We start from the raw sequence: 21,104 nt of genomic DNA, 5'->3' as shown, positions 1-21,104 counted from the left end.
GATTTATATCATTTCGTCCAGATATTGCTTATACAATACTTCCAGACTTTTATTTTTAATTGGGTTTTTCTCTTTTGGATTTTCACTTTCATAGTAACTCCAACGATGCGAAAAACCATCTACTAATTTGTTTATCTTATGTCTCAAATTAAGATTAGTAATGCGATTGTCGAGTAGCTGAATTTCGCTTTCCAAATCTGAATCAACCAGCTTCGTATGTGTTATCATATACGGGCTAACACGAAGTACATAGCGCCACGGCTCATTAAAAACGTAATGAATTTTATATCGCTTAAAATTGCTGCACCAGCGTTCGCGTTTATAAAAATGTGCTTTTTCTTTCTCGGTTAATTCTAATTTTGGACTTCTCCACTCCCACTCTGAAAATTCTTTTACAGTTTGTAACTTCTCGGTATAAACATTTCTTCTTTTTCTCTTTTTCTTTCTTTTAAAAGATTTTTCAGAAGAGAACTGCCAGGTATTTATTTTTTCCAATAAGTTTTTGTAAAATGAAGCTTCACTCGATCTTGCCACATCCTCTCTCAGTATAAAATTACGCTGCCATCCCTTTTGGTAAGGGATCTCTAGTGGAACAAGAGGTAAATCTCTCCGTTTTTCCCAAAGCTTTTTTTCAAGTTTTCTTAACTGAATCAGGTGTTTTTCAAAATCTTCCTTTACTAATCTTTTTTTCTTTCTTTTACTTTTAAGACGAGCGCACAAAGCATACTCCTCTACCGTATAATTTTGCATTAAAAATTATAGTGCATTAAATTAACAGCCAAAACAGGCTTAACATTTTATCCATGAAGGATAAGTAAAATCGATTTTCGGGAAAATTTGAAGTGTCTAGAATAAAAAAAAGCCCGAAACAAAATGTCTTCGGGCTTTATATATCTAAAAGTATATTTCTAGGATCGAAATAAGCCACGAAGAAGTGCTGCATCAAATTCATTTGATGTGAAGCTCTGTGATGTAGATGTAAATACAAACATTTTTTCTTCGTTTTTAAAGGGTTATTATTTTTTTCGTCTGCAAATATTCAGAATACTTTTTTGATTTTCCAAATTTATTTTAAGAAAAATCATTACAAAAATTTTATTCTTATTCTTTCAAGAACCAAAAAAGAAGATAGAAAGCTCAAAATCAAAAAGATAAAAAACAACACTTTACTATTATTTTTTTTGAATATTTAGTCAATCGCAAAGAAATAATACGCGGATGATACAGATTCGCTTCGCGAAAACGCTGATTAAAACGGATTTTTAATGGGTAAAAAGTTATGACAATAAATTACTCTGCATCACATAAAACTTAAAAATCTGCGTTAATCCGCGTTTTCGTTTGGCGAATCCGTATCATCAGCGTTTCATTTTCGAATCCTAATTTAATTCATAATTCGCATCCGAACCATATCAAATCTTTCTGTAGCGTTGCAAGACAAATTACTCCATAAAAAAAGCCCTGATTTCTCAGGGCTCTAATATTTTTTTGTTTGGTTATATTTTTTGTTATTCTGCAACTTTACTTTTAACAACTAGTCTGAAACCTTCTCCGTGAATGTTTAAGATTTCAACATCTTCATCAGCTTTTAGGTATTTTCTAAGTTTGGCGATGTAAACGTCCATACTTCTTGATGTAAAATAGTTATCGTCTCTCCAGATTTTAGTTAAAGCTAATTCTCTTGGCATTAAGTCATTTTCATGAAGAATCAACATTTTAAGCAATTCATTCTCTTTTGGAGACAATTTAATTGGCTCTTCATCCTGGAAAGTCAAGAATCTTAGTTTTGAGTTTAAATGGAATTTACCAATGTTAAATTCAAACTGTACTTGTTCTGCTTTTGTATCAGCAGATTTTCTCTGAATGATCGCTTTAATTTTCATCAATAAAACTTCTGAATCAAAAGGTTTATTCAAATAATCATCAGCACCGGCTTTGTACCCTTTCAATACATCCTCTTTCATAGACTTAGCCGTTAAGAAGATAATTGGCACTTCGCTGTTCTTCTCTCTAATTTCTTTGGCTAAAGTATAACCATCTTTATAAGGCATCATTACATCAAGAATACACAAATCGTATACATCTTTCTTGAATTTTTCGAAACCTTCCATACCGTTTTTAGCTAAAGTAACTTCAAAGTCATTTAACATTAGATAATCTTTAAGAACTGCCCCAAAATTAAGGTCATCTTCTACTAAAAGTATTCTTTTGTTATTATTTTCCATATTTTAATTTATTAATGGTATTTTTATTATAAAGGTGCTACCTTTTCCTTTCTCGCTTTCAACATATACTTGACCATTATGATCTTCTACTATTCTTTTTACATAAGCCAGACCTAAACCGTGTCCTTTCACATTATGTAAATCTCCTGTATGTTCTCTGTAAAACTTCTCAAAAACTCTCTTTTGAGCTACTTTACTCATACCAAGACCATTATCTTTTACTTTTATCAGAATCATGTCTTTGACATTTTCTGTAAAAATTTCTATTTCAGGGTTACCCGGAGAATATTTTATGGCATTTTCTAAAATATTCACTAATACATTTGTAAAATGCACCTCGTTGATCAGACTCGTTGTTCTTGCCGCATTAAAATGCTTCACTACAGTTCCTTGTCTGTCCTCCAAAATTAAATTTACATGTTCGATTGCATCATCAATGATATCATGAATCGCAGTAGGTTCTTTTGTAATATCTAATTCTCTTTTTTCTAATTTAGAGATACGAAGAACGTTTTCTACCTGAGCATGCATTCTTTTATTTTCATCCCGAATCATCTGAAGATAGCGATATACTTTCTCTTTGTCTTCGATTATCTTAGGATTCTTAATGGCATCAAGTGCCAGATTAATTGTCGCTATGGGAGTTTTAAACTCATGCGTCATATTATTTATAAAATCGGTTTTGATTTCAGAAATATGCTTCTGACGCAACAATTGGTTTAATGCACTGGTGTACGCAACTATAATGATTAATGTGAAAATTATTGACAGTATTGTAATACTTAATAATTCAGACAGTAAGAATTTCTTTTTATGTGGGAACGTAAGAAACAATTCGTATTTACTATTTCCCTCATTATCCGTATAAATTGGCACGTGGTAACTTGCATCTTTATCGTAATGAAATCCATCAGATCTTACTTTTGTCGCAAGACCATTGTTAAGAACACCATATTCAAATTTGGTTTTTACACCATATTCTTCCAGTTCCTTTTTTAAGAGTTTTTGAAGTTTATCCTTTGTTATTCGCCCTTCTATCGGTGTCAGTGAAGCAATATCTTTGTATTGAATTTGCTGCTGCACTTTGTTTAAGATATCCAGACTTCCTGATTTTTCGATTTTTAAATCAGGGATAATACTTTGTCCTAAAGTATTATTATCGATATTGTTGTTGTTATTGTATACTTCTGTAACTCTTTTTGAACTGAAGTTTTTAAATCTTTCGCTGCTGAATTTTTTATTAAAAATCGAGCCGCTGATATCATAATCTTCAGATGTAAGCGTATTGGAATAAACTATTGTCTTGTTTGTTTTTGCGTTTCTCTGAATGTAAAAAACCTGAAGTAAATCTTCTTTTTTAGGTGTTTTACCGGTACTGTCTTTGATGCGGTTGTATTTATCGTAAAAACTATACTCTTCCTGCTGTTCGAGCTTGTCTGCCACATTGCCAATTACCTGAGTAACATGGTATTTAAACTGCTCATCGTTATTCTTGAACGAAGAATTAAACCAATATACCTGAACCAGAATTATCCCTATTAAGGACAAACTCATCAATAAAACAAGTAATCTAAAAAATAATTTATTCATCGAAACAAAATTAATATTTTAACAATATACTAAATAATACATTAACCAAATATTAACATTTAAGACTGATTTTGTTTTATATTTAAAATTTTAAGAATTTTAACAACTTCTTCTTTAGCAATTTTAAGATTACTGTTATTAATAACAAAATTGCTTAAAGAAATTCGTTTTTCATCATTCCATTGCATTTGCATTCGGCTTAAAACTTGTTCCCGTGTGGTTTTATCGCGCTTGATGACTCTTTCTATTCTGAGCTCCTCCGGTGCGGTAACGGTTACAATAACATCACAATCTTTATAACGACCACTTTCAAACAAAATTGCGGCCTCATAAATTACATATTGATATTTTTTGTTTTTTAGTAACCAAAGCTCAAAATCCGCTTTGACTGCAGGGTGTACAATTGCATTTAATGCGGCCAGTTTTTCAGCATCATTAAAAACGATTTCTGCCAATTTAGCTCTGTTTAAAACATTATTTTCAAAAAGTGAATCTCCAAAGGTGGTTCTAATTTGTTGCACAATGTTTTCAGACTGCATTACTTTTCTGGCTTCATCGTCGGCAATGTATAACGGAACTCCCATTTCGGCAAAGTAGTTTGCTATGGTGGTTTTTCCGCTCCCTATTCCGCCGGTCAGGCCAATAACTTTAGCCATATCTATATTTTAAAAAACATACGAGGAAAAGCCTCTTGGGGTTTTTGTTTTAAAATAATAACTTTTACGAACGATTTCAAAAATCCCGTTCCATAACCATAAAACTGTTTCCAAACTGCAATCACAGCTAAGTATCCAATTTTAATGCTCTTATTCTGAACACTGGCTGTAAGAAAAATTACAACGAAATATACAAAATATAATTGTAACAAGATATCAATGTTGAAAATTAACAATAAAAAAGCTAATAATAGTCCCAGGATAAAAACCGTAGGAAAAAAGAAGGTTAGCTTGTTATGTTCCGGATACCAACTGTTTAAGATCGGTCGGGCTATTCCGAATTTATTCACTTGAATCGAGAATTTCTCCCAGTCAATTCTGCGTTTGTGATACACATAGGCTTCAGTGAACAATCTGGTTTCAAATCCTAAATTCCACAAACGAATGGAAAGATCCGGATCTTCTCCCGGGTGAATGTTTCCAAAACCATTTGAGGCAATAAAAGCTTTCTTTGAAATTCCCATGTTAAAACTTCTCGGCTGAAATTTATTGATTTTTTCAGAGCCTCCGCGAATTCCTCCTGTAGTTAAAAAGGATGTCATTGCAAAGTTAATTGCCTTTTGAATATCCGAAAAACTATCCAATGCTTTATCCGGTCCTCCAAAACAATCCACATAATTTTCGTTAAGTGCTTTTCGAACTTCTGTCAAATAATTAGAAGGAATGATACAATCTGAATCAAAAATGATAAAATAATCCCCTCTGGCTTTCTGCATTCCAAAGTTCCTTGAGTCTCCCGGACCTGAATTTTCCTTAAAATAATAAGATATATTCAGTTTCCCCTGATAGTTCATCACAACATCCTTACAAGGTATCGACGATCCGTCTTCGACAAGAACAATTTCAAAAGCTTCATTATAATCGGATTTTGACAAACTTTCTAAAAGTTCATCTACTTCATCCGGACGATTATACACGGGTATAATTAAAGAAAAAATCATAGCAGATTATGCGGTATTAAAGTGGCAATATTTTAAATTTCAAAATTTTAACAAAGATATGTTATATTCATAAAAAAACCATTCGTAGCGACGAATGGTTTTGATATATAGTACTATTTTTTTTCTGTTTATTTGATACTTTCAATTTCAACAACTTCATTTGCTTCAGCAGCATAGTCTACTCCGGCAAATTCAAACCCAAACAGGTTTAAGAAATCATTTCTATATCCGGCCAAATCTCCAATTGCTGGCAATGTTTCAGTTGTAGCTTCCAACCAAAGTTTAGCCACTTTAGCCTGTACATCTTCACGCATTTCCCAATCGTCGATTCTGATTCTTCCTTTTTCATCTACAGGAACTTCAGATCCGTTGTACAATCTGTCCTGAAACAAACGCTGGATCTGCTCGATACAACCTTCGTGTATTCCTTCTTCTTTCATAATTTTATATAAAAGAGAAATATACAACGGAATAACCGGAATTGCAGAACTTGCCTGTGTTACCAAAGCTTTATTTACAGAAACATATGCTTTTCCTCCAATAGATTTTAAACTATCTGTAATCGAAAATGCTGTAGCTTCTAAATCATCTTTTGCACGACCAATTGTACCTTTACGGTAAACTGCCTCTGTCAATGATGGTCCGATATAAGAATAAGCTACTGTAGTAGCGCCATCCGCTAATAAATTCTCCGCTTTTAAAGCGTCTATCCACATCGTCCAGTCTTCACCACCCATTACAGCAACTGTATTGGCAATGTCTTCTTCATTTGCCGGAGCGATAGAAACTTCCGAAACGTTTCCAGTGTGAAAATCAACTGTTTTATTGGTAAAAGTTTGTCCGATAGGCTTTAAAACCGAACGGTGTAAAACTCCTGTAACCGGATGTTGACGAACCGGAGAAGCTAAACTGTAAATCACAAGATCAACCTGACCTAAATCGGCTTTGATTAAATCTAAAGTTTGTCTTTTTATTTCGTTTGAAAAAGCATCTCCATTGATACTTTTTGCATATAAACCTGCTTTGTGGGCTTCTGTTTCAAATGCAGCAGAATTATACCATCCTGGCGAAGCTGTTTTACCTTCAACCGGTGGTTTTTCAAAAAACACTCCAATTGTTGCAGCATCAGATCCAAAAGCACTTGTAATTCTTGAAGCCAATCCAAAACCTGTTGAAGCACCAATAACTAATACTTTTTTTGCACCTGCAATTGGTCCTTTTGATTTGATATATTCTATTTGATTTTTAACATTTTGCTCGCTTCCTTTTGGGTGGGCAGTCAAGCAAATAAATCCTCTCATTCTAGGTTCTATAATCATACTTTTTGTTTTTTTCGTATTTTGATCAATCTTTTAAAAATATAAAGATTGTATTTTATCTACGTTTGTTTAATTCGCTTTTAAGATGACAAATATAAATTATTTCTTTAGTTCAACAAGGCTTTAGCATGATTTAAAGCCGAATCAGAAACCACTGCACCGGATAACATTTGGGCAATTTCTATAACTCTTTCTTCCTGAGACAATAGCTTAAGTTCTGATTGTGTGTCCTCATCTACAGTAGCTTTAGAAACTTTAAAGTGCGAATCTCCTTTGGCTGCAATTTGAGGCAAGTGGGTTATGGCAAAAATTTGCATGGTAGTGCTCATTTCTTTCATGATCTCCCCCATTCTAATGGCAATTTCTCCGGAAACTCCGGTATCAATCTCATCAAAAATTAAAGTAGGCAGTTTTGAATATTGGGCCAAAATTGCTTTTACCGCCAACATAATACGGGACATTTCTCCTCCCGATGCCACTTTTTTAAGCAATCCAAAATCAGTTCCTTTATTGGCAGAGAATAAAAATTGTAATTCGTCTTTTCCGTTTTGAAAATAGGTTTCAGAAGGCAATAACTCCATATTGAAACGAACATTTGGCATTCCCAGCGTTTCTAAGATCGTCACTAACTTTTGCGATAAAACCGGAATTGCATCGGTTCTGTTTTGATGAATGGCTGCCGCAAAAGCATCTAATGTTGTAACTTTTTCTTCGATCGATTTGGATACAACCGCGATTTCTTCTTCTATATTATCCAATTCAAGCAACGTATTCTCCAATGTAGCCTGGATTGCAAGCAATTCATCAACAGTAGTTACCTGGTGCTTTTTTTGCAAATTGTAAATCAACTGTAGTTTCTGACTTATTAGTTCTAATTGTGCAGGATCGTTCAAAAGTTTCTCGGAAACATTTTGAAGTTCTTTTGAGACATCATCAAATTCAATCGTTAAACTGGTGATTCTTTCAAAAATGCTTTGATAATCAGCTGAAAAAGGCGCTATTTTATGCAATGCCGTTTTAATTTCATTTAGATTATGAAAAACACCAAACTGCTCTTCGTTAGCAATCGCCAATGATTTATCGATTGATTCTTTTATAATCTCGACATTGTTCAGCTTTTCAAAATCAGCCTCAAGTTCTTCCTGCTCACCCGATTTTAGTTTCGCCGTAACCAACTCATTTAACAAGTAGGTATTGTACTCCTGCTCTTTTCCGGAATCGCTTTGTTTTTTCAACAAAGCATTTAGTTTGGATTTATCAGATTTGTATTCTTTTAAAACATTCTGATAGGATTGAATGGTATCGCCGTTATTGGCAATGGCATCAATAATTTTAAACTGAACTCCTTCGTCTGATAATTCCTGAGTTTGCTGCTGTGAATGAATATCAATCAAAAACAAGCTCAGATCCTGCAATTCCTGCAAGTTTACGGGACTATCATTAATAAAGGCACGTGATTTTCCTGACGGCAAAATTTCTCTCCTGATGATGGTTTCATCCTCATAGTCGAGATCATTTGCTGTAAAAAAATCTTTTAAGTTGTATTTAGAAATTTCAAACTGTGCTTCAATCACACATTTTTCTTCTTTATTTTTTAATGAAGTTAAATCGGCTCTTTTTCCTAAAACCAATCCTATCGCTCCTAATATAATAGATTTACCTGCACCTGTTTCACCTGTAATTATAGAGAAACCTCTTGAAAAATCTATCGTTAATTTTTCAATAAGAGCATAGTTTTTAATCGACAAGGACGTTATCATAAGGAATTTGGGAAATATAAAAGTTAATAAAGAAAGTAATTTAAAAAGATTAAAATTTAATCTGTGACCATTTGACAGAATTCAAAGGAGAAACTTTATTCAAAACATCCGTCAGATCGGTGACCGGGATGTTTGGCCCTCCTGAAAATATCGAAACAATTTCATCTGATTTGGCATCAAAAAATACTCTGGTCAGAAAAGCATTGGGTTTTACCGAATTCAATTTTCCGGTAAGCATCAAGGCTGATTTGATTTTTTCTTTTGATGCTTTCAAATCCTGACTCATACCATCTAAACCTGTATGGTACAAGAACATGGTTTGACGCAAATCGCTATACATTGGCGAAATCAAATCGGTGATCAGATAATAGCGATTCTGAACCCCATCAGACTGAGTCCAACCTTTAGATCCGCCTTGTTGCGCCACATTTGCTATGTTTTGAGCTGTTTCAAGATATTGACTTCCTGCTCCCATTTGAAAACTATCCGCATCCATTGCCAAAATCAAATAGCTGTAAAAAGAAACTACAGAAACTAAATTTGATTCAAAAGTGGTCGGATTAAACAATAAAGGCTCATACTCGATATACCTGAAACTAAAGTCTTTATCGTTGTAATTTAATATTGGGGAAGAATAGGTCGAATTATAGATCAATCGCGAAGATTGTACCTGAATGGTCCCTGAAAACTGATCGGAACTATTCGATGACAAGGTGATATACATCGAGCAATTGATTCGTTCGTTTTGTTTTAAAACTGTACCGGTCCAGTCTGTTTTGTTTACAAATTCAGACAATGAGGTCTGAAGTGTTTTAAATACCTGCTGATTGGGATTGGGTAATCGTTCTGTATTAATAGTTACAGTACAATTTAGCTGCTGTGCTTGTGTAAAGCCAAAAAATAAAAATGCTAAAAAAGTAACTAGTTTATTCATACGAAAGATATTATTTTGGTTAAAGCACGTAATAGTTTTTACTATTCCTGTCTTTGCCTTTTACTTTAAATCACTATGATTTCGTAAAATGCGAAACCACTTTGTTTAAAATATCAACTGCAACAGATTCTTTTGATTTTAATTCCATTGGTTCAATTTTAAAATCCTGATCAATAAAGGTCACTTTATTGGTTTCTTTTTTAAAACCTGCTCCTTCATCCTGTAAGGAATTTAAAACAATCAAATCTAAGTTTTTTTTCTGAATTTTCAGCTTTGCATTTTCAATTTCATTTTCAGTTTCCAATGCAAATCCAATTAAAAACTGATTTTTCTTGATCGCTCCCAGGGAGGCCAGAATATCTTTTGTTTTTTCAAGCTCTATTGAAAATTCATCTGCAGCTTTTTTAATCTTTTGCGTCGCCACTACTTTAGGTCGGTAATCTGCTACTGCCGCAGCAGCGATTGCTACATCAACATCATTAAAATATTGATGACAGGCATCATACATGTCCTGTGCCGAAACTACGCTAATTACTTCTACTAAACTATTTTTAGCTTTGTAATGTGTAGGGCCAGCTACTAAGATAACCTGAGCTCCTAAGTTTGCTGCTTCATTTGCCAGATCAAAGCCCATTTTTCCCGAAGAATGATTCCCTATAAAACGTACAGGGTCTATTGCTTCGTATGTGGGTCCGGCAGTAATTAGTATTTTTTTTCCTTTTAAGGGCAATTTACTTTCTAAATCGGCTTCCAAAAAAGCAATAATATTTTCCGGTTCAGCCATTCTGCCCTCTCCGGACAGTCCACTGGCCAGTTCGCCACTTTCAGCCGGAATCATAATGTTTCCAAAGCTTTTTAAAGCATTAAAACTAGACAAAACCGAAGGGTGTTTGTACATGTCCAAATCCATTGCCGGAGCAAAATAAACCGGACATTTGGCCGATAAATAGGTTGCAATTAAAAGGTTATCACTGTTTCCGGTTGTCATTTTAGACAGGGTATTTGATGTTGCAGGCGCAATCAGCATCAAATCGGCCCATAAGGCCAAATCAACGTGATTGTTCCAAACCGCATCTTCATCGTCCTGATTGAAGAAACTGGAATGTACCGGATTTTTAGATAGTGTAGATAAGGTAAGTGGAGTTACAAAATCCTTAGAAGCAGGTGTCATTATCACTTGGACATGTGCACCTGCTTTTATAAAGAGTCGTACTAATGAAGCTGTTTTATAGGCTGCAATTCCACCAGAAACTCCCAGTAAAATTTTCTTCCCGTTTAAAACTGACATTATACTATATTATTTGTTTGAACCTCTGTGGTATGTTTTACCGTCTAACCACTCCTGAACTGCTAAAGCATGTGGTTTTGGTAATTTTTCGTAAAATTTAGAAACTTCAATTTGTTCTTTATTTTCAAAAACTTCTTCAAGACTGTCATTATAAGTAGCAAACTCTTCTAATTTCTCAGTTAATTCTTTTTTAATTTCAGAATTAATTTGATTTGCTCTTTTAGCCATAATGGTAATTGCCTCATACACATTTCCTGTTGGCTCTTCAATAACTGTTTTATTGTAAGTTACTGTATTTACAGGAGCATTCGTCTTTTTTAAATCCATGACTTTATTTTATTTAGTAAATTTTTGTAAATCTGTTTCCACTCTGGCATTCATTTCATCTGCCTCTTTTTTATACTTGGTAGCACCATTAAACTTAATTAAGTTACCGTAAGCTACTTTCGCTACATTTAAACGCTCTTCCATTTTTGACGGAATACTGTTTATTGCCAATTTATATGCTGAATCGTATTTGTAAAACAGCGCATCTTCTTTTAATGGTGTTCCTGGAAAATCAGCGATAAAGTTATCAAAAGCGACTAATGCCGATTTGTAATCTGAAATCGTATTGTATCCCTTAGCATTTTCATATGCTTTTTTCTCTAACTTACCATTTAAAATTTTCACCGCTTCGTTTGCCTGTACGATGTATTCAGAATTTGGATAGTTCTCGATAAAAGTCTGTAATTTTTCTAAAGCTTTTACAGTATCTGTTTGATCTAAGCTATACACAGGTGCTAGTTTTGAATAGCTGTAAGCGCCTAAAAAAGCAGCTTCCTGAACTTTTTCACTTCGAGGGTATCCCGAAACGAAGCTTTCAAACTGATAACCCGCTAAGTAATACTGTTTCGTTTTATAATAAGATTGCGAAAACATGTAAAATAATTTCTCTGCCTGAGGTTTCCCTCTGTACGAAGAAGCTAATTGTTCAAAAAGACGTATGGCTTTTGAATATTTACCGGCATCATACATTTTTGTTGCAACTTCGAATTTTGCAGCAACATCCTCGTTTTTTAATGCTTTTTGGTAATCACTACAAGAACAAAAAAGGACAACAACAATTAATAGAGATACTATTTTTTTCATTTTCTTACTTTTATTATGATTTCTTAGACAATTATGCCAAAGCAAAATCACACCGAAGTTCCGGTGGCAAATTTAGTTATTAATTTAGCTATTACAAAATATTTTTTGGTATAATAAAATACCGACAATCTCATGCTTATTTTATGCTATTTTTTACAAATTCATTCAATCTGCCTGCTAACGAATCATCAACGGCCACTAAAGGCAAACGTACGATATTTTCAGCAATACCAAGGGCTTGAAAGACTTGTTTGATTCCCGCAGGATTCCCTTGTTCAAAAAGCATATCGATACAATCTGATAAAAGGTATTGTGTTTTAAACGCTTCAGTTACCTTTTTATTGAGTCCTAAACGAATCATTTCTGTAAATTCTTTTGGAAAACCTTGTCCAATAACCGAAATTACTCCTGCTCCACCTGCCAAAACAATTGGCAAAGCAATCATATCATCACCGGAAATCACAAGGAAATCTTTTGGTGCATTTTTTATGATCTGCATCGCCTGTACCAAATCTCCGGCAGCTTCTTTAATCGCTACTACATTGTCAAAATCATTCGCCAGACGAATTACCGTTGCCGGCAACATGTTGCTGGAAGTTCTTCCCGGAACGTTATATAAGATTACTGGAATCGGAGATGCTTCTGCAATCGCTTTAAAGTGCTGGTAAATTCCTTCCTGCGTAGGTTTGTTATAATAAGGAGAAACAGAAAGTATCGCTTCAAAAGCCGAGAAGTCTCTTGTCTTCAATTCAGCTACGATCTGCATGGTATTGTTTCCGCCCACTCCAAGTACCAAAGGCAATCTACCTTTATTAGTATCGATTACGGTTTGTATTACCAGTTCTTTCTCGTCCTCTGTCAGAGTAGCGTTTTCAGCTGTTGTTCCCATGACCACAAGATATTCAACCCCGCCGTCAATCGAAAAATTAACAATACGCTGTAAAGCTTCGATGTCTACTGATAAGTCTTTTTTAAATGGGGTTACAAGCGCAACACCAGTTCCTATTAATGATTGCATATTCTACTTTATAATTTTATTTTATACTCTTTAAATATCGAAACAATTCGTGCACGAAAAGTTTGTGATTCTCTATAGCAGTATCAATCATCCATCGATTTAAATTTTTATCTACTGATGCGAATCCTACTTTAAATTTTGCTTTTGATCTGGCCGTTATCATCATCAAAATGGCTGTTTCGATATCATAATAACTGATCAGAAGATCAAATTCTGTTGTTGTAAATTCATTTAAGAAAGCTGCTGTAATCTCCCCGTTCCAATTGATGTGTTTTCTACCAAAAGTAGGTCTTGAATACGTTTTTTTCTCGCTAAATTTACTGTTGTACGCTACAATTTTTATGTTCTCGGCCTTGATTCCTTTCGAAATCAACTCCTTTACCAGGTCTTCTGAATGCTGAAATTCACTTTCATCAATCAGTAAACCAATTGTTTGCACATTACTTGTAAACACTTCGTTTTTGACATTATTCAAGTTATTTTTTAATGATTTTTTTACAAAAAATTCCTTTATATAATTTAAAAACATAGTACTTTTACCAGATTACAAAATTAATTATTTAAGTCGCATTTAAGATGGTAAAACTAAAAAAGTATAACGGAGTTTTGAAACTTTTTGTTATATTCTTAACACTTTTTTTTATATTTTCCTGCAGTCAGAAAAATTATAATCTAACAAAAATCGAAGGAAAGCAGCTTCCGATCACCGAAAAAGGAACTGAAACCCCTGCAATTGAAAACTTTATTAAGCCTTACCGCGATCACATTAACAAGGATTTGGACAATGTTTTGGCGTATTGCCCGGAAACTCTTGACAAAAGCACCGGAAAATGGCAAACCAGCATTGGAAACTTAATGGCTGATGTTTGTGTGGAAAGAGGAAACCTGGTTTTTAAAGCCCGCGAGAACAAAAACATCGATTTGTGTTTGTTAAATCATGGTGGTATCAGAGCCATATTGCCTAAAGGAAATGTAACCAACAGAACAGCATTTGAAATTATGCCTTTTGAAAACAGTATGGTGGTGATGGCTTTAAAAGGAGAACAGATTTTAGACATGACTGCTTATATTATCAAAGCACAAAAAGCGCAGCCTTTATCGGGTATGACTTTTACAATTGCAAAAGACAAAACCGCAAAAAACATTATGATTCAGGGAAAACCTCTTGATCTTAATAAAATTTATTACGTAGCTACAAATGACTATTTAGCGAACGGCGGAGACAGCATGGCTTTTTTCGCAAAAAGCGTTCAGAAATACGATCTGAATTACAAACTTAGAGACGTGCTAATCGATTATTTCAAGCAAGTAGATACGATTCCGGTGGCAAAAGACATCCGAATTACAGAAGAGTAAATAAAGATAGCCGCGAATTTCATGAATCTGTACGAATTCCAATTCGTCTCCATTCGTGACAAAAAAGTCAAACAATTACATTACAGTTTTCGTAAAAAAAATACAAAATGAAAAGAAGAGAATTTATCGAAAAAACAGCTGCAAGTACTGCCTTATTAAGCTTAGGTTTGTCGTTAAGCAGTTTTGAAACCAACGATATTAAACACTTAACCATTCTACATACTAACGACGTTCACAGCCACATTGATCCATTTCCGGCTGATGATCCGCGTAATCCAAATAAAGGCGGTGTGTCACGCAGAGCAGCGCTTATAGAAACGATCCGTAAAGAAAATCCAAATGTACTTTTACTGGATGCAGGTGATATTTTTCAGGGAACTCCTTATTTTAATTATTACGGAGGGGAATTGGAATTTAAACTGATGAGTATGATGAAGTATGATGCATCGACTATTGGAAATCACGATTTCGACAATGGTCTTGACGGATTACATGCGCAAATGCCTCACGCCAGTTTTGATTTTATCTGTTCGAACTACGATTTTAAAAACACCGTGATGAACGGTCTTGTTAAACCGTATAAGATCTTTCATAAAAACGGAATTAAAGTAGGTGTTTTTGGTTTGGGAATTGAGCTTGCCGGTTTAGTTGACAAACAGATGTACAAAGAAACGATTTACAACAATCCGGTAGAAATTGCGCAGGATATGACGCAGTTATTAAAGAAAGAAGAAAAATGTGATTTAGTGGTTTGCCTTTCGCACCTTGGATACAAGTACAAAGACGATGAATCTAAAATTTGTGACCTGAAATTAGCAGCACAAACGCAGGACATTGATTTGATTATTGGAGGTCACACGCATACTTTCTTAGACAAACCAACTGTTGTTAAAAACAAAGCAGGACAAGAGGTTTTGGTAAATCAGGTAGGTTGTTACGGAATTAATTTAGGAAGAATCGATTTTTACTTCGATAAAGACAAGGCACACACGAATCAAGGAAGATCGATTATAGTGTAATTTTCTTTTTTTTGCTTTTGGCTTTCTGGAGAAAATATTCGACCATAAAAAAGTAGGCCAAAATTTGAGTAGTATCACGAATCAATACGAGAACGACGGAATAAGAAAAATACTCATTGAAGATGTAGAAGATATCTGAAAAGATGTAACTAATCGCCATTAATGACATGAGTAAAGCTAAATGAGTGCCTTTTGTGATGTAACTTACAAAGGAAAAATAACTCAGCACACTTAAAACAATTCCGTAGATAGTATAAATTATGCTGAACTGCTTCATATTGTCAAACTTCATCCCCAAAACCGATATCAACAGGTAGACGATAAAAATGACTACTATAGATACGGGCAGTATATCTTTTTTGGCCAGCTTTATTTTTTCATGTTCTCTAAAATAAAGCCGGACAATTAAAAGGTATACTACTAAAAAACATAAGACTCCGCCAAGTTCTGAACTTTCGACATCCATCAGATTAAACACCTGTCCGACAAAGCAAAACAAAAAAATGACGCCTTCTGTTTTTCCTATGCTGAATTCATTGCTGATTAAAAAGTAAATAAAAATAGCCGGAACTACAATGGCTTTAGAATAGATTGCAAATAAATCTAACTGTGCCCATTCAAAAATGATTGTGCACAGTAATGCTAAAAAGAATAAAATTAACGACGGCTTATTCGCTTTCATTTAATTTATTTATAAAATCTTCTTCTGATAAAATAGGGATGTTTAATTTACTGGCTTTTTCTAATTTAGCCGGTCCCATATTATCGCCTGCAACAACAAAATCTGTTTTTGCCGAAATAGAACTTCCCACTTTCCCACCATTGTCTTCAATAGTTTTCTTCAATTCATCTCTTGAGAATTGAGCAAAAACTCCCGAAACTACAAATGTTTTTCCAACGAATTTTTCGGTGGCGTTTGGATTTATCTTTTCAACAATTTCAAACTGAATTCCGTAACTCTTAAGGCGCTCAATAATCCTTTGATTTTCTTCATTTTCGAAGAATTCAATGACGCTTTTGGCAATTCTTTCTCCAATTTCATCTACCAGAATCAGATCCATCAGGGTAGCCTGACTCAATGCATCGATGTTTTTATAGTGTTTTGCCAGTTTTTTAGCAACAGTTTCCCCTACAAAACGAATTCCCAAAGCAAACAATACGCTCTCAAATGGAATTTCTTTCGATTTTTCAACTCCTTTAACCAGATTCTCGGCAGATTTTTGTGCCATCCTCTCTAAAGGTAAGATATTTTCTACTTTTAATTCATATAAATCGGCATAATTGTGCACCAATCCGTTGTTAAACAGTAACGCAACAGTTTCACCACCAAGGCCTTCAATGTCCATTGCTTTTCTCGAAATATAGTGTTGAATCCTTCCAATAATCTGCGGAGGGCATCCATAAAAGTTAGGACAATAATGATTGGCTTCTCCTTCATTTCGTACCAATTCGGTCTGACATTCGGGACAGTGTGTGATGTATTGGGTAGCTTCTGAATTTTCAGGACGTTTTGATAAATCTACTGCGATTATTTTTGGAATGATTTCTCCTCCTTTTTCTACAAAAACGGTATCGTTTATTCGGATGTCCAGTTTTTCAATCTGATCGGCATTGTGCAAAGAGGCTCTTTTTACTATGGTTCCGGCCAGTTGTACCGGTTCTAAATTGGCGACCGGGGTTATCGCACCCGTACGGCCTACCTGGTAAGAAATGGATTGGAGTTTGGTTGAAACCTGTTCTGATTTGAATTTATAGGCGATTGCCCAACGTGGTGACTTTGCCGTATATCCTAATTCTTCCTGATGCTGAATGCTGTTTACCTTGACCACTACACCATCGGTTTCATAAGGTAAATCATGACGGTGTACATCCCAATAATCAATGAAGTCAAAAACTTCCTGCATGTTTTGTACCAGTTTTGCTTCGTTAGGCACTTTGAATCCCCATTTTCGGGCAGATTCCAGTCCTTCGTACTGAGACGTAAAGGGTAAATTGTTTCCGGTAACAAAGTACAGTAAACATTCGAGAGGGCGTTTGGCCACCTCAGCACTGTCCTGTAATTTCAAACTTCCTGAGGCTGTATTTCTTGGATTTGAATAAGGGGTTTCGCCAATTTCAATTAAATCCTGATTCATTTTTTCGAACCCGGCAAAAGGTAAAATAATTTCTCCCCTGATGTCAAATTTTTCCGGGTAGTTTCCTTTTAACTGTAAAGGAATTGATTTGATCGTTTTGATGTTGTTTGTTACCTCATCACCCTGAAAACCGTCACCTCGGGTTAAGGCTTGTACCAGTTTTCCGTTTTCGTAAGTAATGCTGATAGAGGCACCGTCGTATTTTAATTCGCAGGTATATTGCAAGGCAACATTTCCTAAAACTTTCTGAATTCGGGTCTCCCAATCCAGCAAATCCTCTTTCGAATACGAGTTGTCTAAGGAATACATGCGGTACTGATGTGCAATTGTTTTAAAATTTTTGGTCACGGTACCTCCCACTCGCTGCGTTGGAGAATTTTCATCAAAAAACTCAGGATGTTTATTTTCTAAATCCTGAAGTTCTTTTAGCTTAATATCAAAATCATAATCAGAAATTGTGGCGTTGTCTAACACATAATAATTATAATTGTGCTGATTAAGTTCGTTTCGTAAAGTCTGAATTGTTTCTTGAATACTCATAAAATTTTAATATACTGGAGGTTGTGATTTTGAATAACTGTGTCTCAAAATTAGGATTATTTTTGTTCAAAAACAGTAAAAAACAAAAGTTTTACAAAATCAAAAATCAAGTTGCAAAAGAATGCAACTTGATTTTCTTCCTGCCCATTCTTCGTAAAAAGAATTAATAAAAACCAACTTCCAAATGGTCTCTTTCTGTTCCATTTGTATCTTAATAAGCATGGTATCAAAATAGAAATGGAGCGTTATTTCTGGATTATAATAAAGTCTGAGCGTCTGTTTAACAAATGTTCTGCTTCGGTACATTTTACACCATTTTTACATTTGTTGACTAAACGGGTCTCTCCGTAACCGATAGCACTTTCAATTCTTGAAGCATCAATTCCCTGAGAAAGAATGTAATCCCGAGTTGATTTGGCTCTGTTGTCAGAGAGTTTCAAATTATACGCATCTTTACCTCTGGAGTCTGTGTGTGACTCAATTTTGATTCGGATTTTAGGAAATTTTCGCATGATGAAAACTACTTTCTCCAGTTCGGCGGCTGCCAGAGGTGTAATGTCGTATTTGTCATAGTCAAAATAGATCGGATTGACATCTACCTTTTCAACTCCTGCTTTCTTTACTACGAGATCATCGTAATTACTCAATTCAAAGTCAACATTGGTAATTTCGGCTTCGTTTACTTTGGTGGTTGCGACTGTTTTTTCGTCGTCACTGTAATTAAATTTTGAAGCCTGCAAACGTACTGTTTTGTTGCAAGGAACTGTGATTGCATACTTTCCATCGAAATTAGTTTTTGTTTCCGCCAGAACCGCATTGTAAGGGTCGTAAGCCACTATAGTAACATCTGACAGCAATGCTTTTGTTTTATGATCGATTGCTTTACCCGAAATGTTCTGATTGCAAACCGGTTGTCCTTTTGTAAACGAATAAATGTCATCGTCGCCTTTTCCTCCGGCTCTGTTTGAAGACACATACCCATAACTTCCGGCCTTATCAATTATAAAAGTAAAATCGTCTTTGTTACTGTTTACCGGAGTTCCCAAATTTTGTGGGGTTGAAAAACTTCCATCCGACAAAAGTTTGCTTTCGTATACATCCAAATCGCCTAAACCATAATGTCCGTCAGAAGAGAAATACAATACTCCGTTTCGAAAAAATGGAAAAAGATCATTTCCTATGGTATTGATTTTTGGTCCTAAATTCTTTGGAGAATTCATGGTTCCGTCTTTAGCGATTTGTACCACATACAAATCGGTTTCACCATAACCTCCCGGCATATCTGAAGCAAAGAAAAGCATGCTGCCGTCATCGCTTAAACTAGGATGCCCAACGGAATAATCGTCACTGTCAAAGAAAATTTTCTGCGGGTTTTCAACTTTTTCATTGATTATAGATCCTTTTAGAATCTGAAAGTTATTGATTCTGTCCTGGTCTACTACCAATCTGTTTTTCTTAACAATATTGGTAGAATAGTAAATTGTTTTTCCGCTGGCATCAAAAGAGGCCGTGGCTTCATGATATTTAGTCATGACGTTTGGCATAAACAATTTGTCATTGAACAGGCTCCCGTCGGCAGGGTTTCTCTCGGCGACATACAAATTCAAAAAAGGCTGATTGTTCCAATTGTAGAGTTTATCCGCAAATTTTGTGGTGTCTCTTGCCGATGAAAATACAATTCGGTCCTGAAAAAAAGTAGCGCCAAAATCAGACTTACTGGTGTTGATGTCTAAATTTCTAACTTCATAAAGTGACTTTGTTTTGGCAAGGCTGTCTATGTATTTTTTCTGAGCAACATACCGATTGATCTCTTTTTGATCTCCTTTTTTATTGAGATATTCTTTGGTGATTTTATCGGCTTCCTCATAATCCATAACGGCTTTCATAGACTGAATGTAGCGCAGGTAATAAATGTCGGTTAAGTTATTACCCTGTACCTGATACAATCTTCTATACCATCTGAGGGCATTTCTTGCATCGGAAATAAAGTAATACGAATCGGCAGCATTTTTAATGGTCTGCGCTGATGGATTCTCAATATTCTGCAAACATTCTTCATAGGCCTTTGATGCATCCAAATAGGAATAATTCCTAAACAATGCATCGGCCTTTTTTAAATTGGTCTTTTGTGCAAAACTAAACGTAATGCTCAAGAGCAAACTGAGGATATATAGTTTTTTCATAGGGTTTCTGTTTTAGAAGAATCGAGGTGATTTGATTTTACTTTGTTTTTTAGTAAACTGATAACGCAGAATGATCTCATGAGATCCATCGTTGTATTTGTTCAGGTCACTTACGGTATAATCAAAAGCATATCCGATGTAAAAACTTCTGGAGATCTGAAAACCTGCCAAGGCGCTTAACGAATCATCTGTTCGATAAGATGCACCGATTACAAATTTTTCTGCAATCATAAAGTTCGCCGAAATATCGGCAGTAAGTGGTGCTCCACTCACTGCCTTTACTAAAAATGCCGGTTTAAATTTTAAGTTTGGATTCAGATCAAAAACATAACCTCCCATTAAGTAATAATGCAGACGATCGTAAGATATTGATTCCTGAATATCATCGTAATAATCACTTTGAATAAAACTTGGAACGGAAAGACCCACATACCATTTGTCGGTATAATAGTAAACCCCTGCTCCTACAGCCAGTTTCATCTGATTGTTAATATTCTGATTCAGCAATACATCATTGCTGTTGTAGAATCTTCCTTTAGACCAATCTACGTCTAACATTCTCATCCCTGCTTTTAAACCAAAAGCCAGTCTTTTTTCATATCCTAAAGGAATTGAATAAGAGAAGTTTCCGTCAATATACAATTCGTTTGAGGGACCAATTTTGTCGTTAACGACACTTAATCCTAAACCAATCATTTCGTTTAGAAGCGGTGAATGGGCAGAAAACGATTGTGTTTCTGGTGCTCCATCTATTCCAACCCATTGCGAACGGTGCAAAAGTGTTGCTTCTAAGGTTCCTGTAGACCCGGCATAAGCCGGGTTTACTGACATCGTATTGTACATGTATTGCGTGTACTCCGGGTCCTGTTGGGCACTGACGCAAACTGTGATAAAAGAACATATTAAAATAAAATACGTTTCTAATGATTTTATATATAGTTTCATAACG

At 34.9% G+C, this 21,104-nt stretch carries 19 protein-coding genes; 2 read left to right on the top strand and 17 right to left on the bottom strand.

Annotated features, from left to right (window positions below; all coding sequences use genetic code 11):
* Window positions 1–3: 3 nt before the first annotated feature.
* The 13 genes from OLM61_RS16220 to OLM61_RS16160 all read right to left on the bottom strand — a co-directional run bounded on the left by OLM61_RS16220 (window position 4) and on the right by OLM61_RS16160 (window position 13,451).
* Window positions 4–750: a hypothetical protein gene (locus tag OLM61_RS16220; protein WP_264523652.1), complete on the bottom strand. Its 747-nt coding sequence runs from the start codon at window positions 748–750 to the stop codon at window positions 4–6.
* A 758-nt stretch (window positions 751–1,508) separates the two neighbouring features.
* The gene (locus tag OLM61_RS16215; RefSeq protein ID WP_264523651.1) at window positions 1,509–2,225 is read right to left on the bottom strand and encodes a response regulator transcription factor; all 717 of its coding nucleotides are present in this window, start codon (window positions 2,223–2,225) and stop codon (window positions 1,509–1,511) included.
* A 3-nt stretch (window positions 2,226–2,228) separates the two neighbouring features.
* Window positions 2,229–3,815: a sensor histidine kinase gene (locus OLM61_RS16210; RefSeq protein WP_264523650.1), complete on the bottom strand. Its 1,587-nt coding sequence runs from the start codon at window positions 3,813–3,815 to the stop codon at window positions 2,229–2,231.
* 59 nt (window positions 3,816–3,874) lie between these two features.
* Window positions 3,875–4,471, bottom strand: coding sequence for a dephospho-CoA kinase (coaE, locus tag OLM61_RS16205; protein WP_264523649.1), 597 nt, complete (start codon window positions 4,469–4,471; stop codon window positions 3,875–3,877).
* 2 nt (window positions 4,472–4,473) lie between these two features.
* Window positions 4,474–5,472, bottom strand: coding sequence for a glycosyltransferase (locus OLM61_RS16200; RefSeq protein ID WP_264523648.1), 999 nt, complete (start codon window positions 5,470–5,472; stop codon window positions 4,474–4,476).
* Window positions 5,473–5,600: 128 nt separating this feature from the next.
* A complete protein-coding gene (gene fabV / locus OLM61_RS16195) occupies window positions 5,601–6,791 on the bottom strand; it encodes an enoyl-ACP reductase FabV (RefSeq protein ID WP_264523647.1) in 1,191 nt (396 codons plus the stop codon).
* 107 nt (window positions 6,792–6,898) lie between these two features.
* Window positions 6,899–8,551: a DNA repair protein RecN gene (gene recN, locus OLM61_RS16190; protein ID WP_264523646.1), complete on the bottom strand. Its 1,653-nt coding sequence runs from the start codon at window positions 8,549–8,551 to the stop codon at window positions 6,899–6,901.
* A gap of 49 nt (window positions 8,552–8,600) precedes the next feature.
* On the bottom strand, window positions 8,601–9,485 hold the full coding sequence (locus OLM61_RS16185) for a DUF4835 family protein (RefSeq protein WP_264523645.1): 885 nt from the start codon (window positions 9,483–9,485) through the stop codon (window positions 8,601–8,603).
* 73 nt (window positions 9,486–9,558) lie between these two features.
* The gene (gene coaBC / locus OLM61_RS16180) at window positions 9,559–10,773 is read right to left on the bottom strand and encodes a bifunctional phosphopantothenoylcysteine decarboxylase/phosphopantothenate--cysteine ligase CoaBC (RefSeq protein WP_264523644.1); all 1,215 of its coding nucleotides are present in this window, start codon (window positions 10,771–10,773) and stop codon (window positions 9,559–9,561) included.
* A gap of 9 nt (window positions 10,774–10,782) precedes the next feature.
* Complete coding sequence (locus tag OLM61_RS16175) at window positions 10,783–11,100, bottom strand: DNA-directed RNA polymerase subunit omega (protein ID WP_209562297.1); 318 nt, start codon at window positions 11,098–11,100, stop codon at window positions 10,783–10,785.
* 9 nt (window positions 11,101–11,109) lie between these two features.
* Window positions 11,110–11,904, bottom strand: coding sequence for an outer membrane protein assembly factor BamD (locus OLM61_RS16170; protein ID WP_264523643.1), 795 nt, complete (start codon window positions 11,902–11,904; stop codon window positions 11,110–11,112).
* 136 nt (window positions 11,905–12,040) lie between these two features.
* Window positions 12,041–12,922 carry a 4-hydroxy-tetrahydrodipicolinate synthase gene (gene dapA / locus OLM61_RS16165; protein ID WP_264523642.1) on the bottom strand — a complete coding sequence of 294 codons (882 nt, stop codon included), beginning with the start codon at window positions 12,920–12,922 and terminating at the stop codon, window positions 12,041–12,043.
* 16 nt (window positions 12,923–12,938) lie between these two features.
* Window positions 12,939–13,451 carry a DUF6913 domain-containing protein gene (locus OLM61_RS16160; protein WP_264523641.1) on the bottom strand — a complete coding sequence of 171 codons (513 nt, stop codon included), beginning with the start codon at window positions 13,449–13,451 and terminating at the stop codon, window positions 12,939–12,941.
* 47 nt (window positions 13,452–13,498) lie between these two features.
* Between OLM61_RS16160 and OLM61_RS16155 the strand changes: the two genes are divergently transcribed.
* Both OLM61_RS16155 and OLM61_RS16150 read left to right on the top strand, forming a co-directional pair.
* Entirely contained in the window at window positions 13,499–14,278 is a 780-nt protein-coding gene (locus OLM61_RS16155) for a 5'-nucleotidase C-terminal domain-containing protein (protein ID WP_264523640.1), read from the top strand.
* 107 nt (window positions 14,279–14,385) lie between these two features.
* Window positions 14,386–15,297 (top strand): bifunctional metallophosphatase/5'-nucleotidase, encoded by a 912-nt coding sequence (locus OLM61_RS16150; protein ID WP_264523639.1) that lies wholly within the window; start codon window positions 14,386–14,388, stop codon window positions 15,295–15,297.
* On the opposite strand, the gene OLM61_RS16145 is transcribed toward OLM61_RS16150, so the two are convergent.
* The 4 genes from OLM61_RS16145 to OLM61_RS16130 form a co-directional block, all read right to left on the bottom strand.
* Window positions 15,287–15,979 carry a lysoplasmalogenase family protein gene (locus tag OLM61_RS16145; protein WP_264523638.1) on the bottom strand — a complete coding sequence of 231 codons (693 nt, stop codon included), beginning with the start codon at window positions 15,977–15,979 and terminating at the stop codon, window positions 15,287–15,289. The two genes, OLM61_RS16150 and OLM61_RS16145, sit on opposite strands and share 11 nt — an antisense overlap.
* Window positions 15,966–17,972 (bottom strand): NAD-dependent DNA ligase LigA, encoded by a 2,007-nt coding sequence (ligA, locus tag OLM61_RS16140; protein WP_264523637.1) that lies wholly within the window; start codon window positions 17,970–17,972, stop codon window positions 15,966–15,968. The genes OLM61_RS16145 and ligA overlap by 14 nt, the downstream gene beginning before the upstream one ends.
* A 245-nt stretch (window positions 17,973–18,217) precedes the next feature.
* Complete coding sequence (locus OLM61_RS16135) at window positions 18,218–20,155, bottom strand: OmpA family protein (protein WP_264523636.1); 1,938 nt, start codon at window positions 20,153–20,155, stop codon at window positions 18,218–18,220.
* A 12-nt stretch (window positions 20,156–20,167) separates the two neighbouring features.
* Window positions 20,168–21,100 (bottom strand): type IX secretion system membrane protein PorP/SprF, encoded by a 933-nt coding sequence (locus OLM61_RS16130; protein ID WP_264523635.1) that lies wholly within the window; start codon window positions 21,098–21,100, stop codon window positions 20,168–20,170.
* Window positions 21,101–21,104: the final 4 nt, after the last annotated feature.

Origin of the sequence: Flavobacterium sp. N502536 (assembly GCF_025947345.1) — a bacterium.
Lineage (GTDB): Bacteria > Bacteroidota > Bacteroidia > Flavobacteriales > Flavobacteriaceae > Flavobacterium.
Note: the sequence above shows the minus strand (reverse complement) of the source record. Positions and strands in the feature narration are given on the sequence as shown.

What these genes read in the sequence shown, in the direction of transcription:
- OLM61_RS16220 (WP_264523652.1), bottom strand. Translation starts at nt 750, where the DNA reads ATGCAAAATTATACGGTAGAGGAGTATGCTTTGTGCGCTCGTCTTAAA.
- OLM61_RS16215 (WP_264523651.1), bottom strand. Translation starts at nt 2,225, where the DNA reads ATGGAAAATAATAACAAAAGAATACTTTTAGTAGAAGATGACCTTAAT.
- OLM61_RS16210 (WP_264523650.1), bottom strand. Translation starts at nt 3,815, where the DNA reads ATGAATAAATTATTTTTTAGATTACTTGTTTTATTGATGAGTTTGTCC.
- coaE (WP_264523649.1), bottom strand. Translation starts at nt 4,471, where the DNA reads ATGGCTAAAGTTATTGGCCTGACCGGCGGAATAGGGAGCGGAAAAACC.
- OLM61_RS16200 (WP_264523648.1), bottom strand. Translation starts at nt 5,472, where the DNA reads ATGATTTTTTCTTTAATTATACCCGTGTATAATCGTCCGGATGAAGTA.
- fabV (WP_264523647.1), bottom strand. Translation starts at nt 6,791, where the DNA reads ATGATTATAGAACCTAGAATGAGAGGATTTATTTGCTTGACTGCCCAC.
- recN (WP_264523646.1), bottom strand. Translation starts at nt 8,551, where the DNA reads ATGATAACGTCCTTGTCGATTAAAAACTATGCTCTTATTGAAAAATTA.
- OLM61_RS16185 (WP_264523645.1), bottom strand. Translation starts at nt 9,485, where the DNA reads ATGAATAAACTAGTTACTTTTTTAGCATTTTTATTTTTTGGCTTTACA.
- coaBC (WP_264523644.1), bottom strand. Translation starts at nt 10,773, where the DNA reads ATGTCAGTTTTAAACGGGAAGAAAATTTTACTGGGAGTTTCTGGTGGA.
- OLM61_RS16175 (WP_209562297.1), bottom strand. Translation starts at nt 11,100, where the DNA reads ATGGATTTAAAAAAGACGAATGCTCCTGTAAATACAGTAACTTACAAT.
- OLM61_RS16170 (WP_264523643.1), bottom strand. Translation starts at nt 11,904, where the DNA reads ATGAAAAAAATAGTATCTCTATTAATTGTTGTTGTCCTTTTTTGTTCT.
- dapA (WP_264523642.1), bottom strand. Translation starts at nt 12,922, where the DNA reads ATGCAATCATTAATAGGAACTGGTGTTGCGCTTGTAACCCCATTTAAA.
- OLM61_RS16160 (WP_264523641.1), bottom strand. Translation starts at nt 13,451, where the DNA reads ATGTTTTTAAATTATATAAAGGAATTTTTTGTAAAAAAATCATTAAAA.
- OLM61_RS16155 (WP_264523640.1), top strand. Translation starts at nt 13,499, where the DNA reads ATGGTAAAACTAAAAAAGTATAACGGAGTTTTGAAACTTTTTGTTATA.
- OLM61_RS16150 (WP_264523639.1), top strand. Translation starts at nt 14,386, where the DNA reads ATGAAAAGAAGAGAATTTATCGAAAAAACAGCTGCAAGTACTGCCTTA.
- OLM61_RS16145 (WP_264523638.1), bottom strand. Translation starts at nt 15,979, where the DNA reads ATGAAAGCGAATAAGCCGTCGTTAATTTTATTCTTTTTAGCATTACTG.
- ligA (WP_264523637.1), bottom strand. Translation starts at nt 17,972, where the DNA reads ATGAGTATTCAAGAAACAATTCAGACTTTACGAAACGAACTTAATCAG.
- OLM61_RS16135 (WP_264523636.1), bottom strand. Translation starts at nt 20,155, where the DNA reads ATGAAAAAACTATATATCCTCAGTTTGCTCTTGAGCATTACGTTTAGT.
- OLM61_RS16130 (WP_264523635.1), bottom strand. Translation starts at nt 21,100, where the DNA reads ATGAAACTATATATAAAATCATTAGAAACGTATTTTATTTTAATATGT.